15 protein-coding genes and 1 pseudogene are annotated in these 14,863 nt (G+C 66.7%); 10 read left to right on the top strand and 6 right to left on the bottom strand.

All coding sequences use genetic code 11. The annotated features are described in order from the left end of the window. Positions 1-618, bottom strand: coding sequence for a LysE family translocator (locus QU595_RS03210; protein WP_315919111.1), 618 nt, complete (start codon positions 616-618; stop codon positions 1-3). 220 nt (positions 619-838) lie between these two features. Here QU595_RS03210 and QU595_RS03205 point away from each other — a divergent pair, with 220 nt between their 5' ends. After that, complete coding sequence (locus QU595_RS03205; RefSeq protein ID WP_315919109.1) at positions 839-2,095, top strand: Hsp70 family protein; 1,257 nt, start codon at positions 839-841, stop codon at positions 2,093-2,095. Between the two features lie 16 nt (positions 2,096-2,111). Here QU595_RS03205 and QU595_RS03200 read toward each other — a convergent pair whose 3' ends face one another. From QU595_RS03200 to hrcA, 3 genes are all read right to left on the bottom strand, one after another. After that, positions 2,112-3,455 (bottom strand): sorbosone dehydrogenase family protein, encoded by a 1,344-nt coding sequence (locus QU595_RS03200; RefSeq protein ID WP_315919108.1) that lies wholly within the window; start codon positions 3,453-3,455, stop codon positions 2,112-2,114. Between the two features lie 78 nt (positions 3,456-3,533). Further along, a complete protein-coding gene (locus QU595_RS03195) occupies positions 3,534-3,719 on the bottom strand; it encodes a hypothetical protein (RefSeq protein ID WP_315919106.1) in 186 nt (61 codons plus the stop codon). Positions 3,720-3,754: 35 nt separating this feature from the next. Then, entirely contained in the window at positions 3,755-4,840 is a 1,086-nt protein-coding gene (gene hrcA / locus QU595_RS03190; RefSeq protein ID WP_315919104.1) for a heat-inducible transcriptional repressor HrcA, read from the bottom strand. 137 nt (positions 4,841-4,977) lie between these two features. Here hrcA and rph point away from each other — a divergent pair, with 137 nt between their 5' ends. The 7 genes and pseudogenes from rph (at position 4,978) to QU595_RS03155 (ending at position 9,674) form a co-directional block, all read left to right on the top strand. Next, positions 4,978-5,694 (top strand): ribonuclease PH, encoded by a 717-nt coding sequence (gene rph / locus QU595_RS03185; protein WP_315919102.1) that lies wholly within the window; start codon positions 4,978-4,980, stop codon positions 5,692-5,694. 35 nt (positions 5,695-5,729) lie between these two features. Then, a complete protein-coding gene (locus QU595_RS03180; RefSeq protein ID WP_315920666.1) occupies positions 5,730-6,158 on the top strand; it encodes a VOC family protein in 429 nt (142 codons plus the stop codon). Beyond that, positions 6,158-6,805: an RdgB/HAM1 family non-canonical purine NTP pyrophosphatase gene (gene rdgB, locus QU595_RS03175; protein ID WP_315919101.1), complete on the top strand. Its 648-nt coding sequence runs from the start codon at positions 6,158-6,160 to the stop codon at positions 6,803-6,805. The genes QU595_RS03180 and rdgB overlap by 1 nt, the downstream gene beginning before the upstream one ends. 76 nt (positions 6,806-6,881) lie before the next feature. Further along, complete coding sequence (gene hemW, locus QU595_RS03170; RefSeq protein ID WP_315919099.1) at positions 6,882-8,039, top strand: radical SAM family heme chaperone HemW; 1,158 nt, start codon at positions 6,882-6,884, stop codon at positions 8,037-8,039. A gap of 3 nt (positions 8,040-8,042) precedes the next feature. Then, positions 8,043-8,180 (top strand): annotated as a pseudogene (locus tag QU595_RS03165) (transporter); the annotation flags it as partial. Between the two features lie 209 nt (positions 8,181-8,389). Further along, positions 8,390-9,304: a 16S rRNA (cytidine(1402)-2'-O)-methyltransferase gene (rsmI, locus tag QU595_RS03160; protein ID WP_315919097.1), complete on the top strand. Its 915-nt coding sequence runs from the start codon at positions 8,390-8,392 to the stop codon at positions 9,302-9,304. Then, positions 9,297-9,674 (top strand): YraN family protein, encoded by a 378-nt coding sequence (locus QU595_RS03155; protein ID WP_315919095.1) that lies wholly within the window; start codon positions 9,297-9,299, stop codon positions 9,672-9,674. The genes rsmI and QU595_RS03155 overlap by 8 nt, the downstream gene beginning before the upstream one ends. Positions 9,675-9,707: 33 nt before the next feature. Here the strand turns inward: QU595_RS03155 and QU595_RS03150 are convergent, their stop codons facing one another. Together QU595_RS03150 and QU595_RS03145 are read right to left on the bottom strand one after the other, a co-directional pair. After that, on the bottom strand, positions 9,708-9,986 hold the full coding sequence (locus tag QU595_RS03150; RefSeq protein WP_315919094.1) for an acylphosphatase: 279 nt from the start codon (positions 9,984-9,986) through the stop codon (positions 9,708-9,710). Further along, positions 9,983-11,353 (bottom strand): cytochrome P450, encoded by a 1,371-nt coding sequence (locus tag QU595_RS03145; RefSeq protein WP_315919093.1) that lies wholly within the window; start codon positions 11,351-11,353, stop codon positions 9,983-9,985. Before QU595_RS03145 ends, QU595_RS03150 begins: the two co-directional genes overlap by 4 nt. Before the next feature lie 207 nt (positions 11,354-11,560). Between QU595_RS03145 and QU595_RS03140 the strand changes: the two genes are divergently transcribed. Next, positions 11,561-12,136, top strand: coding sequence for an NADPH-dependent FMN reductase (locus QU595_RS03140; protein WP_315919091.1), 576 nt, complete (start codon positions 11,561-11,563; stop codon positions 12,134-12,136). A 180-nt stretch (positions 12,137-12,316) separates the two neighbouring features. After that, positions 12,317-14,794 carry a DNA topoisomerase (ATP-hydrolyzing) subunit B gene (gene gyrB / locus QU595_RS03135; protein ID WP_315919090.1) on the top strand — a complete coding sequence of 826 codons (2,478 nt, stop codon included), beginning with the start codon at positions 12,317-12,319 and terminating at the stop codon, positions 14,792-14,794. The last annotated feature ends 69 nt before the right edge of the window (positions 14,795-14,863 follow it).

Below are 14,863 nucleotides of genomic sequence, written 5' to 3'. Positions count from 1 at the left end.
CTACTGGCGCGCAGCGATGGCGGCGGCCGCGCCCATCATGAAGGCGGCGGCGGTGCGGTTCAGCCTTTTCAGCGCACGCGGCGAACGCAGGAACCCGCGCGCCTTGGCCGCCAGCACCAGATAAGGCACCAGAACGATGACCAGCGTGACCAGCGTGATGGCCGCGAGCAGGGCGTAGTCGGCCAGCGTGACGCTGTTGAGGTCGATGATGGTCGGCGTGATGGCCAGATAGAAGATCATGGTCTTCGGGTTGCCGAGGGTGAGCGTCAGCCCGGACACGAAGCAGCCCGCCAGTCCGTCCCTGGCGGCCTGCGCCTCGATCGCCTCGGGCGTGATGCCGCCGGTCCAGAAGCGCCAGCCGAGCCAGGCGAGATAGGCCGCGCCCGCCCATTTGATGGCGAGGAAGACCATGCCGAAGCTTTGCGCGACGAGGGCAAGCCCCAGCACCACGGCGGTCAGATAGGTGAGATCGCCGACCATCAAGCCGACCGACATCGCGAAGGAGGCGCGAAAGCCCGAACCGAGGGCGCGCGCCACCAGCGCCGTGATGCCGGGACCGGGAATGGCGGCGGCGAAGGCCAGCGCCGCGGTGTAGGCAAGAAATCCGGTAAGCGTCATCGGCGTCGGCCTTCTGGAGGAGGCGCTCCTTTTCGCATGAAAGTCGCCCGCGTGGAACGCGGGAATGTTGGGCCAGCCCTTCGCACCGAGACGCTTCACGTTTCAGGAAAATCGGAGATCGGGCATCGACATCCGCCCCCCGGTCATGTAGGCGCACGGTCCCGCTGCGGTCTCGATCAGCCGGACCGCGCCTTTTCATGCATGAATCCAGGACACCAAGATGCGACCGGCTTTCGGCGGCATAGACTTCGGCACTTCCAATTCCACCGTCGGCGTCATCGAGAACGGCCGTCCGCGGCTGGTGGCGCTGGAAGGCGACAGCGTCACCCTGCCCTCGGCCATCTTCTTCAACTTCGAGGACAACAGCACGGCGCTCGGCCGCCGCGCCATCGGCGACTACACCGACGGCGTCGAAGGGCGACTGATGCGGGCGCTGAAGAGCGTGCTGGGCTCCTCGCTGGCGCATGAGAAGACCCGCATCAAGGCGCGCAGCATCGCCTTCACCGACATCATCGGCCTGTTCGTGCATCACCTGAAGGAGCGGCTGGAAAGCCATGCCGGCGAGGCGGTCGAAAACGTCGTGCTGGGCCGGCCGGTGCAGTTCGTCGACGACGACCCGAAGGCCGACGCCGAAGCGCAGGCAGAACTGGAAAAGGCCGCCCGCAAGCAAGGCTTCAAGCATATCGATTTCCAGTACGAGCCGATCGCGGCCGCGCTGGACTACGAGCATGGGGTCAACCGCGAGGAACTGGCGCTGATCGTGGACATGGGCGGCGGCACGTCCGATTTCTCCATCGTGCGCGTGTCGCCCGAGCGCGCCGCCGCGAGCGACCGCAAGGGCGACATATTGGCCAATCGCGGCATCCATATCGGCGGTACGGATTTCGACCGGCTGCTTTCCATCGCCCATGTCATGCCCGAGCTCGGCTATCTGACGCCGACCAAGGACGGCAAGCGCAACCTGCCGGCCGGCTATTTCATCGACCTCGCCACCTGGCAGCGCATCAACCTGCTCTATACGCCCAAGGCGATGCTGGACCTGCGCCAGATCCGCTTCGAGGCGGCGCGGCAGGACCTTGTGGATCGCATGATCGAGGTGGTCGAGCAGCGCTACGGGCACGCGCTGGCGACCAAAGTGGAGCGGGCAAAGATCGCGCTGACCGACGGCGACGAAGCCGAGATCGAGGTGGCGCTGCCCGGCGCGAAATTCGCCGCAGCGCTTACCAGGCAGGGACTTGAGGACACGATCCGCGCCGAGGTCGGCCGGGTGACGAAGACGGTTGCCGACACGCTGGCGCAGGCCGGCGTCAGGCCGGCCGACATCACCGCCGTGTTCCTGACCGGCGGCTCGACCGCCATACCGCTGGCGCGGCGCAGCATCCTGTCGCTGGTGCCGCAAGCCGAGGTGGTGCAGGGCGACGCCTTCGGCTCGGTCGGGCTCGGCCTGGCGCTCGACGCGCAGCGCAAGTTCGCCTGATCTATTGGGCCCTGATCTATTGGCCTTTGTAGCTGACGCGCCAGATCGTGCCGTTGCCGTCCTCGGTTACGATCAGGGAGCCGTCCTTCGCCACGGCTACGCCGACGGGGCGTCCCCACACCCTTGAATCGGAGAGGACGAAGCCGGTCATGAAGTCCTCGTATTCGCCGGTCGGCTTGCCGTCCTTGAAGCGCAGCCGCACAATCTTATAGCCGGTGCGCTTGCCCCTGTTCCACGAGCCATGCAGGGCAACGAACGCATCGCCCTTGTACTCGGCCGGGAACTGGCCGCCTTCATAGAAGGCGATGCCGAGCGGCGCCGAATGCGCCTGCATCAGCACGTCGGGGACGGTGGCCTTGTCCTTCAGGTCGGGCCGTTCGCCGGCGTGGCGCGGGTCCTCATGCGAGCCGATATAGTACCAGGGCCAGCCATAGAAGGCGCCCTGCTGCACAGCCGTCGCATATTCGAACGGCACGTCGTTGCCCAGCTCGTCGCGCTCGTTGACCACGCACCAGAGCGCGCCCGTGGCCGGCTGCACGGTCAGGCCCGAGCAATTGCGCAGGCCGGTGGCCACGACGCGGCCGTTTCCGCCGTCGGGATCGTAGGCGCGCACTTCGGCGCGGCCCTGCTCGGCGCCCCAGGCATAGCCCAGCGGCTTGTCGCGCGCCCATCGCTCGACGCCGCCCTTCGGCGCCTTGCCCATGTCCTCCGCTATGTTGGAGCCCGAACCGACCGACAGGTACAGGGTTTTCCCGTCCGGCGAGAAGGCGATGTCGCGCGTCCAGTGATGACTGGCGGGAATGTCCGCCACGACGGTTTCCGGCCCGCCGGAAGCTTTCAATTCGCCGTCCTTGTAGGGAAAGCGCACCACGCTGTCGGAGTTGGCGACATAGACCCATTTCGGGTCGTCGGGAGGATGGAAGGCGATGCCGTAGGGTTGGTGCAGGCCGGTGGCGAAGACGCCTTGTTCAACCGGCCTGGCGCCGTTCTGCCCAAGCCGGTACACGCGGACCTGATCGGCGCGCGAATCCGCCACGAACAGGTCGCCGTTGGGAGCTACCCGCACCGCGCGCGGATTGCGGATGCCGGAGGCGACCAGTTCGGCCGAAAAGCCGGGCGGAAGGTGGAGCCTGGCGTTTTTCGGCATTTGCGCCCGCCCGGGTCCGTTGGACGCGGATTGGCCGGGCGTTGGCTCCGGCAGGTCCTGCGGCCGGATCAGCCGAACAGCGCCCGGGCGGTCTGCGCGCCAGTCGCCGAAGGCGGCCTTGCCTTTCAGGACATTTTGTTCCTGCGCGAACGCCACCGCGCAGCCGGCCGCAAAGACGACAACGCCGCAGGCCACCAATGGCAGGATTTTCATGTCGTCCTCCCCGCTTTGCGTCCGACGTCGAACGCAGGGACGACAAAGCCGTTCCATCCAAACGGCTGCCGGAAGCGATTATCCTGCGTTTTCGTTCAGGCGCTTTTCCAGTTCGACCAGGTCGGCCGGCAGCGGCAATCCCATGGCGCGCAATTCGCCGAGCCGCTCGCGCAATTGCTCGCGCACCTCGTCCGCGTCCTCGGGCTGGTTCACCATCTCCTGAAGCAGAAGGCTGATCTCCGCCTTGATCGCTTCGAGCGCCATTTCGAACCCTCCGGTCTGTTTACCCGTCCAGTCCCTCAGCGCAGCATGCGCGAGATAAGCTGCGCGGTATAGTCCACCATCGGCACGATGCGGGCGTAGTTCAGCCGCGTCGGGCCTATGACGCCCAGCGCGCCGACCACGCGCGCATCCTTGTCGCGATAGGGGGCGACGACCAGCGACGACCCCGACAGCGAGAACAGCTTGTTCTCCGAGCCGATGAAGATGCGCACCCCGGGCCCCTGTTCGGCAAGGTCGAGCAGTTGCAGCAGCCCGTCCTGCGTCTCCATGTCCTCGAACAGGTGCTTGAGCAGTTCGATATCGGCCTGGGCGGTAACGTTCTCCAGAAGGTTGGCGCGGCCGCGCACGATAAGCCGCGCCGGCAGATCGCTTTCGGTGCCGGCCCAGACGGCCAGTCCCCGCTCGACCAGTTCCTGCGAGAGCGTGTCCAAGGCGGCGCGGGTCTCTTCCTTCAGCCGCACGATCTCCGTGCGCGCCTCGGCCATGGTGCGCCCGCGAATATTGGCGTTGAGGAAGTTCGAGGCTTCGTGGAGCTGGGAAACCGTGACGCCGGGCGGCAGGTCGATGATGCGGTTCTCGACATCGCCGGTCTGCGAGACCAGCACGGTGAGCGCCTTGGTCGGCTCGAGCTGGATGAACTCGATGTGCTTGAGCGGCGCCTCGTGCTTGGCCGCCAGCACCAGCCCGGCGCCACGCGACATGCCCGACAGCATCTGGCTGGCTTCCGTCAGCATGTGCTCCAGCGAGGCGCCCTCGCCCGACGCCTTGACCTGCGCCTCGATGGCGCGGCGCTCCTCGTCGGACAAGTCGCCGAGTTCCATAAAGGCGTCGACGAAGAAGCGCAGGCCGGCCTGCGTGGGCAGGCGTCCGGCCGAGACATGCGGGGCATAGATGAGGCCCAGATGCTCCAGGTCGCTCATGACGTTGCGGATCGTGGCCGGCGACAGGGACGAAGGCAGGATGCGCGACAGGCTGCGCGAGCCGACCGGCTCGCCGTCGCGCAGATAGGAATCGACGATGCGCCTGAAAATGTCGCGCGAGCGGGTATCCAGCGCCTGCAAGGCGGATGCCTGTGTCATGTGATCGGAAACGGGCTTCGTCATCTGGCGCAAGGACCTCCGGGATTGAGGATATAGACATCCCAACAAGCGGTGCAAGCCGGCCGTTTTCCTTTGCGCGGCACGGTGCGGAGGGGTACAAGCCGGCCACGAACACGGCAAAGATCACGGAAAGACACCGAATGCGCCCCTCCAGACGCCAGAACGACGAAATGCGCGCCATCTCCTTCGAGCGCGGCGTTTCCAAGCATGCGGAAGGCTCATGCCTGGTCAAGTTCGGCGACACGCATGTGCTTTGCACCGCGAGCCTGGAGGAGAAGGTGCCGGGCTGGATGCGCAATTCCGGCAAGGGCTGGGTGACCGCCGAATACGGCATGCTGCCGCGCTCCACGGGCGAGCGCATGCGGCGCGAGGCCTCCTCCGGCAAGCAGGGCGGCCGCACGCTGGAAATCCAGCGCCTGATCGGCCGCTCGCTGCGCGCGGTGGTGGACATGCAGGCGCTGGGCGAGCAGCAGATCACGGTGGATTGCGACGTGCTGCAGGCCGACGGCGGCACCCGCACCGCCGCCATCACGGGCGGCTGGGTGGCGCTCTACGACTGCCTGCGCTGGATGGAGGCGCGCCAGATGGCGAGCGTCTCCAGGGTGCTGAAGGACCATGTCGCGGCGATCTCCTGCGGCATCCATGACGGCCAGCCCGTGATCGACCTCGACTATCTGGAGGATTCGTCGGCCGGCACCGACGCCAATTTCGTCATGACCGGCAAGGGCGGCATCGTCGAGATCCAGGGCACGGCCGAGGGCGAGCCCTTCTCGGAGGACCAGTTCGCCACGCTGATGACGCTGGCCAAGAAAGGCATTTCGCGGCTGGTGGACCTGCAGAAGATGGCGGTGGGGTGAACAGGCCGATGAAGGCGGCTTTTCATATTGCCCGGATGCAACCCTCCGCCATTCTCGAGTCCGCGCTCTACGTCACCGATCTCGACGCCGCGGAAGCCTTCTATAGCGAGGTTCTGGGGCTGGAACGCATCGCCAAGGCGGAAGGCCGGCACGTGTTCTTCCGCTGCGGCCACGGCGTGCTGCTGCTTTTCAACGCCGAGGCGACGAAGCACCCGCCCGCCCCTGGCGCCCGCCTGCCCGTGCCGCCGCATGGCACGGCCGGCGAAGGACATCTGTGCTTTTCGGCCACGGCAGAGGAAATCGACCGCTGGAAAGCGCATCTGGAAGCGAAAGGCGTCGCCATCGAAGCCGATTTCGAGTGGCCGCCAAAGCCCGGACAGGCCAAGGGCGGCCGCTCCATCTATCTGCGCGATCCGTCCGGCAACTCGCTGGAGTTCGCCGAGCCGAAAATCTGGGGTTTCTGATGCATTCGCTGAACGGGAAAAAGATCGTCGTGGCCAGCCACAACGCGGGCAAGCTGCGCGAGTTCTCCGACCTGATGGCGCCGTTCGGCTTCGAGGCCGGATCGGCCAAGGAATACGGCCTGCCCGAGCCCGACGAGACCGGCACCACCTTCGAGGAAAACGCCTACATCAAGGCCCATGCCGCGGCCATGGCCACCGGCCTGCCGGCGCTTTCCGACGATTCGGGCCTGTGCGTGGATGCGCTCGACGGCGCGCCCGGCGTCTACACCGCCAACTGGGCCGAAAAGGAAGACGGCACGCGTGATTTCGGCATGGCCATGCAGCGCACCGAAGTGGCGATGCAGGAGGTCGGCGCCAGCGAGCCGGCGCAGCGCACCGGGCGCTTCGTCGCCGTGATCTGCCTCGCCTTTCCCGATGGCGAGGCGGAATATTATCGCGGCGAGGTGGAAGGCACGCTGGTGTGGCCGCCGCGCGGCGAACTCGGCTTCGGCTACGATCCGGTGTTCCTGCCCGACGGCTACGACAAGACCTTCGGCGAGATGAGCGCGCAGGAAAAGCACGGCTGGAAGCCCGGCGATGCGCAGGCGCTTTCGCACCGCGCCCGCGCTTTCAAGAAGTTCGCCGAGGCGCGGCTGGGGGCAAGGTGATCTTGCAGACAGAAACGGGTACTGCGGTTACCGAAAAGCGCTTCCGGTCCCAAGATCGGTCTGGAGGTCACAACGCATGATCCTCGACCGTTCTCCCGGCTTCGGCGTCTACATCCACTGGCCGTTCTGCGCGGCCAAGTGCCCCTATTGCGACTTCAACAGCCATGTCCGCCACCAGCCGGTGGACCAGGAGCGGTTCGCGCGCGCCTTCGCCGCCGAACTGGCGACCATGCGCGCCCGCACCGGCCCGCGCGAGGTGACCTCGATCTTTCTCGGCGGCGGCACGCCTTCGCTGATGAAGCCGGAGACCGTGGGGGCTGTGCTGGAAGCGGTGGCGAAGAACTGGAGCGTGCCTTCCGGCATCGAGGTGACGCTGGAGGCCAACCCCTCCTCGGTCGAGGCCGAGCGCTTCAAGGGCTACCGCGCCGCCGGCGTCAACCGCGTTTCGCTCGGCGTTCAGGCCCTGAACGACCGCGACCTGAAGTTTCTCGGACGCCTGCACAACGTGTCGGAGGCGCTGCACGCCATCGAACTGGCGCGCGCCACCTTCCCGCGCCTGTCCTTCGACCTGATCTATGCGCGGCCGGGCCAGACGCTGGACGCGTGGGCGGCGGAACTGAAGCAGGCCATCGGCCATGCGGCCGACCACCTGTCGCTCTACCAGCTCACCATCGAGGAGGGCACGCCCTTCTTCGCCCTGCATGCGGCGCACAAATTCGAGATACCCGACCCCGATCTCGCCGCCGACCTCTACCAGCTCACGCAGGAAGTCACCGCCGCGCACGGCCTGCCGGCCTACGAAATCTCCAACCATGCCCGGCCCGGCGCGGAAAGCCGCCACAACCTGACCTATTGGCGCTACGGCGAGTATGTCGGCGCCGGCCCCGGCGCGCACGGCCGCTTCGTGGAGAACGGCACGCGCGTGGTCACGGTCGCGGAAAGGCTGCCCGAGCGCTGGGCCGAACTGGTGGAAACGAAGGGCCACGGCGTGACCGGGGGCGAGACGCTGACGCGCTCGGAGGAAGCCGACGAGTTCCTGCTGATGGGACTTCGTCTCGCGGAGGGCATCGACCTCGCCCGCTACGAGGCGCTTTCGGGGCGCGGGCTCTCGTCGTCGCGCCTGGCCATCCTGCAGGAGGAAGGGCTCGTGGCTCCGATCGGCAATTCGCGCCTGCGCGCAACGCCGGCCGGCATGATCGTGCTGGACGCGGTGGTCGCGGATCTGGCGCGATAAGAGCCCTTTCGAAAAGCGTCAGGCGTCGTGCTTGTTGCGGTGTTTGGCGCGGTTTTTCTCGGAGAGCGCCTGTCCGGAGCGAACCGGCTTGGCGTCGGCGTCATCGCGGCGGGCGCGATTCTGGTCGCCTATCGGGTGTAGCGGCGCGCCTTCGCGCGCACTTTTGGATTCCAGGCGGGTCATGAAGATGTCGAAGCGATTGGGCATTGGCCGTTGGTGCTCCGTCGTGCCGTTTCGTCAAGGAAATCTGCGCGGCCGATCATCTTGCGCAGTGTGGCAAAGCGATGGCAGGTCTTGCTGGGTCGCGCTCACGTTTTGCAACAGGCGCCGAACCGTGCCAGAGAAACGGCATGGAAGACCATGCAGATGTCGCCCCGGCGAAGCGCTCATACCTGATCGGGCAGACCGAGTTCCACGCCCGCCCGCTGGAGCCAGCGCTCTATCTGGTGGCGACGCCCATCGGCAATCTGGCCGACATCACGCTGCGCGCGCTGGAGACGCTGGCTGGCGCAGACGTCGTGGCGGCGGAGGACACGCGGGTTTCGCGCGTGCTTCTGGAGCGCTACGGCATCCGCCGGCGCACCATGGCCTATCACGAGCACAATGCCGCGCAGGCGGGGCCCAAGCTGATCGAGGCGCTTGAAGCCGGGCAAAGCGTGGCGCTGATTTCCGACGCCGGCACGCCGCTGGTGTCGGACCCCGGTTACCGGCTGGTCGGCGAAGCGCTGGAAAAGGGCCTCCGCGTGGTGCCGATCCCCGGCCCGTCCGCCGCGCTTGCCGCGCTGACCGCCTCCGGCCTGCCCTCGGACGCGTTCCTTTTCGCCGGTTTCCTCTCGGCCAAGGCCGGTCAAAGACGGAGCCGGCTGGAGGAACTGAAGGCGGTGCCAGCCACCCTCATCTTCTTCGAATCGCCGCGCCGGCTGGCCGAAACCCTCGCCGCGATGGCGGAAACGCTCGGCGGCGCACGACATGCGGCGATCGGGCGCGAACTGACGAAGACCTTCGAGGAAATGCGGCTCGGCACGCTGGCGGAACTCGCCGCGCATTATGAGGCGGCCGGTGCGCCCAAGGGCGAGATCGTCATCTGCGTCGGGCCGCCGGCAGCGCGGCAGGAGGGCCCGGCCGATATCGACCGGCTGCTGCTTTCGCTGGTCGCGGAAATGCCCGCTTCCAAGGCGGCGGCGGAGGCGGCGAAGATGACCGGCGGCCAGAAACAGGCGCTCTACCGGCGCCTGCTGGAACTGAAGGAAACAGGCGGTGACTGATGCCGCCGCCGGCCGCCGTCGCAAGGCCTACCGGCGCGGGCATCGGGGGGAATGGCTGGCTGCGGCGGCCCTGATGGCCAAGGGCTATCGCATCCTCGCCCGGCGCTACAGGACGAAACTCGGCGAGATCGACCTGATCGCCCGGCGCGGCGACCTGGTGCTGATCGTCGAGGTCAAGGCACGGCGCACGCTGGTCGAAGCCATGGAAGCGATAGCGCGGGAATCGGAATGGCGTATCGAGCGCGCCGCCGACCTCTGGCTGTCGCGCCAGCCGGACTACGGACGGCTTTCCGTGCGTTTCGACATGGTGGCCGTGCTGCCCTGGCGCTGGCCGGTTCATGTGGAGAACGCCTTCTACGGGCGCAGGTGACTCGCCTCACCCCGATGAGGGGGTCGATCGGATTCACCGCACGATGCGGAAATCCGCCGGTGCCACGACCGGGCCGGCAGGCTCCGTCGCGACATCGGCAACGGCCGCACCGCGCGGCCCCTGGCGCAGGCGTTCCAGCATGTTCTCCACCGCATCGTCCGGCCCTGTCAGAAGCGCCTTCACCGAACCGTCCGGCTCGTTGCGCACCCAGCCGCGAAGGCCGAGCGCTTCGGCCTCCTCCAGCGCCCAGTAACGGAAGCCGACGCCCTGCACGCGTCCGGTGACCCGCACGATGACGGCGCGGCCGCTCATCGCCTCGTCACCCGCATCGGCAGCCCGCCTTGCGGCTGCGTGGTCAGTTTTTGCACCGGCCAGGGCTTTGTCTCGGCGATCGTGTCGAAGCGGAAACGCGACATCAGCACCGCAAGTGCGATGATCGCCTCCTGCATGGCGAAGGAGGCGCCGATGCACACGCGCGGACCGGCGCCGAAAGGCAGGTACTGGAAGCGGTCTATCCTGTCGCGGTTGCCGGGATGGAACCGCTCCGGCAGGAAGGCGTCCGGCCGGTCCCACAGCTTGCGGTGGCGATGGACGACCCATGGCATGACCAGCACCGCCGCGCGCGGCGGGATATAGAGGCCGTTGAAGGTTTCGGGCTCGATCGGCTCGCGGTTGATGGAAGGGGCCGGCGGATAGAGCCTGAGCGCCTCGTCGAAGGCGGCGCGCGTCAGCGGCATGGCGTCCAGCCATTTCGTGGGATCCGCTTCGCGCGCCAGCACCGCATCGATCTCGGCTTCGACGGGATCGCGCTCCCACGGCGCCTCGGCCAGGCAATAAAGCGTCCACCCCAGCGCGCGGGCGGTGGTTTCATGACCCGCGCCGATGAAGGTGATGATGTTGTCTTCCACTTCCGCGCGCGTCAGCCCTTCCGGCCCTTCGGCACGCAGCAGCAGCGTCAGGAAATCCTGCGGCGCGCTGTCGGGATCGCGTTTCAGCCGTTGCTCGCGCATGGCCACCGTGTCGGTGACGATCTTGCGGAAATAGGCCATGGTCTTGCGGCCGCGGATGCGGGTGAGGCGCGGCAGCCAGTCGGGCGCGCGCAGAAGGTCGAGCGGATCGACGCGGCCCATCGTCTCGAACAGGCGGTCGATCTCGTGGGAAAAGCTGCCCGGTTCTCCCGCGATCTCGCCGGAGAACAGCGTCTCGGCGAGGATGTCGTAGGTCAGCATCGTCATGTCCTGGGCGATGTCGGACACGGCGCCGTCCTGGTAGCGCTCGGCGAATTCCAGCGTGCGCTTCAACATCGGCCCGGCGAAGCCATGGATGTGGCGGGGCGTGAAAACCGGCGCCATGGCCTTGCGCGAGCGCTTCCAGACCTCGCCTTCCGCCGTCAGCAGCCCGTCGCGCAGGATCGGGCGCAGGATCTTCTGGCGCACCGTCGCCATCTTGTAGTTCTTCGCATTGTCCACCAGTACATGGCGGATCAACGCCGGATCGTTGGCCACCACCAGCGGCCCGCCGACGCCGCCGCCGATGGAAATCCACGGCTCGTTGTAGGAAGGCTCGCCCCACAGTTCGAGCGGGTTGCGGTAGACGATGCGCATCATCTCCAGCGTCGAGGGCGGCCTGGTGCGCGGCCTCGGCGCAGGCGGTACGAAGGGGGAAGGCTTGCCGTCCATGAACTGCTCCGCTGACCCGTGCAATGTAGGACCCGCAGAAGCGGGCGTCCAATGCAACGGTCCCAAAAGCAGGAACAACCGCCCAGCCGCTTCAGCATCTGCCGCCCGTCCGGTGACGGTTCGTCAAGGCGTGGCTTCTTGCCAACATGACCGTCGGGGCTTATTTCGCGGTCACCAATGGATACTGAAAGTGACAGGAGCCTCCCCTTGAAGCATCGCCTCAACATCATCACCGGTAGCACCCGTCCAGGTCGCGCCGGACCCGTTTTCGCCGAGTGGCTGGAGAAATTCGCCCGCGAGCACGGCAAGTTCGAGCCGGTGCTGACCGATATCGCAGCCTTCGACCTGCCGCTGATCGACGAACCGCTGCACCCGCGCCTCGGCAAATACGAAAAGGAACACACCAAGGCCTGGTCCAAGGCGGTCGATGCCGCCGACGCCTTCGTGTTCGTGACGCCGGAATACAACTATTCCGCCGCGCCGGCGATCGTGAACGCGGTCGACTACCTGCTGCGCGAATGGCAGTACAAGCCGGCCGGCTTCCTGAGCTATGGCGGCGTTTCGGGGGGCATGCGCGCGGTGCAGGCCACCAAGCCGCTGCTCACCACGGTCAAGGTCGTGCCGATTCCGGAGGCGATCGCCATCCCCTTCTACCAGAAGACGCTCGACGAAGACGGCGCCTTCCAGCCGACCGAGCCGGTGCTTGCCAGCGCCAACTCCATGCTGGACGAACTGCATCGCTGGAGCGTGGCGCTGAAGCCGATGCGCGCTCCGGCGCAATAGCTTTCCCCATCATTCGGATCACGGGCGGCGGCCATGAACGGCGCGCCGCCTGGCTTGTGGGTCAAAGGCCTGCAAAACTTGGAAAATCGGCCGCGAAGGCCTATATCTAAACCATCAAAAGGGCGCGATTCGGGGACAGTTTCTGCGCCGTCCTGAACGACATCGAACGAACGGATTTTCATGAGCGACCAGGCTGAGAACGTCAACGGCGGCAGTGCCGAGTATGGCGCCGATTCCATCAAGGTCCTCAAGGGCTTGGATGCCGTACGCAAGCGGCCGGGCATGTATATCGGCGACACCGACGACGGCTCGGGCCTGCATCACATGGTCTACGAGGTGGTGGACAACGCCATCGACGAGGCGCTGGCCGGCCATGCCGACCTGGTGACGGTGACGCTGAACCCCGACGGCTCCTGCACCGTTGCCGACAATGGCCGCGGCATCCCGACGGCCCTGCACCCTTCCGAGGGCGTCTCGGCGGCCGAGGTCATCATGACCCAGCTCCATGCCGGCGGAAAGTTCGACCAGAATTCCTACAAGGTTTCCGGCGGCCTGCACGGCGTCGGCGTCTCGGTGGTGAACGCGCTGTCGGTGTGGCTGAGGCTCGCCATCCGCCGCGACGGCAAGATCCACGAGATGGGCTTCACGCACGGCAACGCCGACGCGCCGCTCGCCGTCACCGGCAGCTATGAGGAAAATGCCCTGCCCGGCACCTATGAGGGCCGCAGCGGCACGGCCGTGACCTTCCTGCCATCGCCCGAGACGTTCAAGGGCGTCACCGAATTCGACTACGCCACGCTGGAGCACCGGCTGCGCGAGCTGGCCTTCCTCAATTCGGGCGTGCGCATCGTACTGGCCGACAAGCGCCATGCCGACATCAAGGTGCAGGAACTGCACTATGAGGGCGGGCTGGACGAGTTCGTCAAATATCTCGACCGCGCCAAGAAGCCGCTGATCGACAAGCCGATCTCGATCCGCAGCGAGCGCGACGGCATCACCGTCGAGGTCGCGATGTGGTGGAACGACAGCTACCACGAGAACGTGCTGTGCTTCACCAACAACATCCCGCAGCGCGACGGCGGCACGCATCTTGCCGGCTTCCGCGGGGCATTGACCCGTCAGGTCACGAGCTATGCCGACAGCGCCGGCATTTCCAAGAAGGAGAAGGTCTCGCTGACCGGCGACGACTGCCGCGAGGGGCTGACCGCCGTGCTCTCCGTGAAGGTGCCGGACCCGAAATTCTCCTCCCAGACCAAGGACAAGCTGGTTTCTTCCGAGGTGCGCCCGGTGGTGGAAAGCCTCGTCAACGAGGCGCTGGGCACCTGGCTGGAGGAGCATCCTTCCGAGGCCAAGACGCTGATCGGCAAGGTGGTCGAAGCCGCCGCCGCGCGCGAGGCGGCACGCAAGGCGCGCGAACTGACCCGCCGCAAGGGCGTGCTCGACATCACCTCGCTGCCCGGCAAGCTGGCCGACTGCCAGGAGCGCGACCCGGCGAAGTCCGAAATCTTCATCGTCGAGGGCGACTCCGCCGGCGGCTCCGCCAAGGGTGGACGCTCGCGCCAGAACCAGGCGATCCTGCCGCTGCGCGGCAAGATCCTCAACGTGGAGCGCGCCCGTTTCGACCGCATGCTGTCGTCGGACATGATCGGCACGCTGATCACGGCGCTCGGCACTTCGATCGGCAAGGACGAGTTCAACGCCGACAAGCTGCGCTACCACAAGATCATCATCATGACCGACGCCGACGTGGACGGCGCCCACATCCGCACGCTGCTGCTCACCTTCTTCTTCCGGCAGATGCCGGAACTGATCGAGCGCGGCCATCTCTACATCGCGCAGCCGCCGCTCTATAAGGTTTCGCGCGGCAAGAGCTCCCAATATCTGAAGGACCAGGCCGCCTTCGAGGACTACCTGATCGAATCGGGTCTCGAAGAAGCCTCGCTCACGCTGGCCTCGGGAGAGGTGCGGACCAGCCAGGACCTGCGCGCGGCGGTCGATGACGCGCTCTCGGTGCGCAGCCTCATCAACGGGCTGCACACGCGCTACAACCGCGCCGTGATCGAGCAGGCGGCCATAGCCGGCGGCCTGAACGCCGATATCGCCGCCGACATCGGCCGTGCCGACGCGATGGCACAGCGCATCGCCAAGCGCCTCGACATGATCGCGGAGGACACCGAGCGCGGCTGGGAAGGACGCACGTCGACTTCCAACGAGGGCCTCGGCGGCTATGTGTTCGAGCGCACGGTACGCGGCGTGAAGGAGTTCGCGCAGATCGACATGGGCCTCATCAACTCCGCCGATGCGCGCGCGCTCGACCGCTACGCGACCCGCCTCGGCGAAATCTATGGCGAACCGCCGGTGCTGCGCCGCAAGGAGCTGTCGGAGACGATCTCGGGGCCGCTGGCGCTGCTCGACGCCGTCTTCGCGGCTGGGCGCAAGGGCCTGACCATGCAGCGCTACAAGGGCCTTGGCGAAATGAACGCCGAACAGCTCTGGGAAACCACGCTGGACCCGAACGTGCGTTCGCTGCTGCAGGTCAAGGTCACCGACGCGACCGACGCCGACAGCCTGTTCTCGCGCCTGATGGGCGACGAGGTCGAGCCGCGGCGCGAGTTCATCCAGGACAACGCCCTGTCCGTGGCCAATCTGGATATCTGAAGCGGCAGTTTCCCGGCGCAGGCATCTGCCTGCCGGCTCCCGTTTTGCGCGGATTGCCTAAGCTGGAGG

Source organism: Mesorhizobium sp. SP-1A (assembly GCF_032460275.1).
GTDB lineage: Bacteria > Pseudomonadota > Alphaproteobacteria > Rhizobiales > Rhizobiaceae > Mesorhizobium.
This window is presented reverse-complemented; position numbering and strand designations above follow the sequence as displayed.

What these genes read in the sequence shown, in the direction of transcription:
- hrcA (WP_315919104.1), bottom strand. Translation starts at nt 4,840, where the DNA reads ATGACGAAGCCCGTTTCCGATCACATGACACAGGCATCCGCCTTGCAG.
- QU595_RS03205 (WP_315919109.1), top strand. Translation starts at nt 839, where the DNA reads ATGCGACCGGCTTTCGGCGGCATAGACTTCGGCACTTCCAATTCCACC.
- rsmI (WP_315919097.1), top strand. Translation starts at nt 8,390, where the DNA reads ATGGAAGACCATGCAGATGTCGCCCCGGCGAAGCGCTCATACCTGATC.
- gyrB (WP_315919090.1), top strand. Translation starts at nt 12,317, where the DNA reads ATGAGCGACCAGGCTGAGAACGTCAACGGCGGCAGTGCCGAGTATGGC.
- QU595_RS03200 (WP_315919108.1), bottom strand. Translation starts at nt 3,455, where the DNA reads ATGAAAATCCTGCCATTGGTGGCCTGCGGCGTTGTCGTCTTTGCGGCC.
- QU595_RS03180 (WP_315920666.1), top strand. Translation starts at nt 5,730, where the DNA reads ATGCAACCCTCCGCCATTCTCGAGTCCGCGCTCTACGTCACCGATCTC.
- QU595_RS03195 (WP_315919106.1), bottom strand. Translation starts at nt 3,719, where the DNA reads ATGGCGCTCGAAGCGATCAAGGCGGAGATCAGCCTTCTGCTTCAGGAG.
- rdgB (WP_315919101.1), top strand. Translation starts at nt 6,158, where the DNA reads ATGCATTCGCTGAACGGGAAAAAGATCGTCGTGGCCAGCCACAACGCG.
- QU595_RS03145 (WP_315919093.1), bottom strand. Translation starts at nt 11,353, where the DNA reads ATGGACGGCAAGCCTTCCCCCTTCGTACCGCCTGCGCCGAGGCCGCGC.
- QU595_RS03150 (WP_315919094.1), bottom strand. Translation starts at nt 9,986, where the DNA reads ATGAGCGGCCGCGCCGTCATCGTGCGGGTCACCGGACGCGTGCAGGGC.
- rph (WP_315919102.1), top strand. Translation starts at nt 4,978, where the DNA reads ATGCGCCCCTCCAGACGCCAGAACGACGAAATGCGCGCCATCTCCTTC.
- QU595_RS03210 (WP_315919111.1), bottom strand. Translation starts at nt 618, where the DNA reads ATGACGCTTACCGGATTTCTTGCCTACACCGCGGCGCTGGCCTTCGCC.
- hemW (WP_315919099.1), top strand. Translation starts at nt 6,882, where the DNA reads ATGATCCTCGACCGTTCTCCCGGCTTCGGCGTCTACATCCACTGGCCG.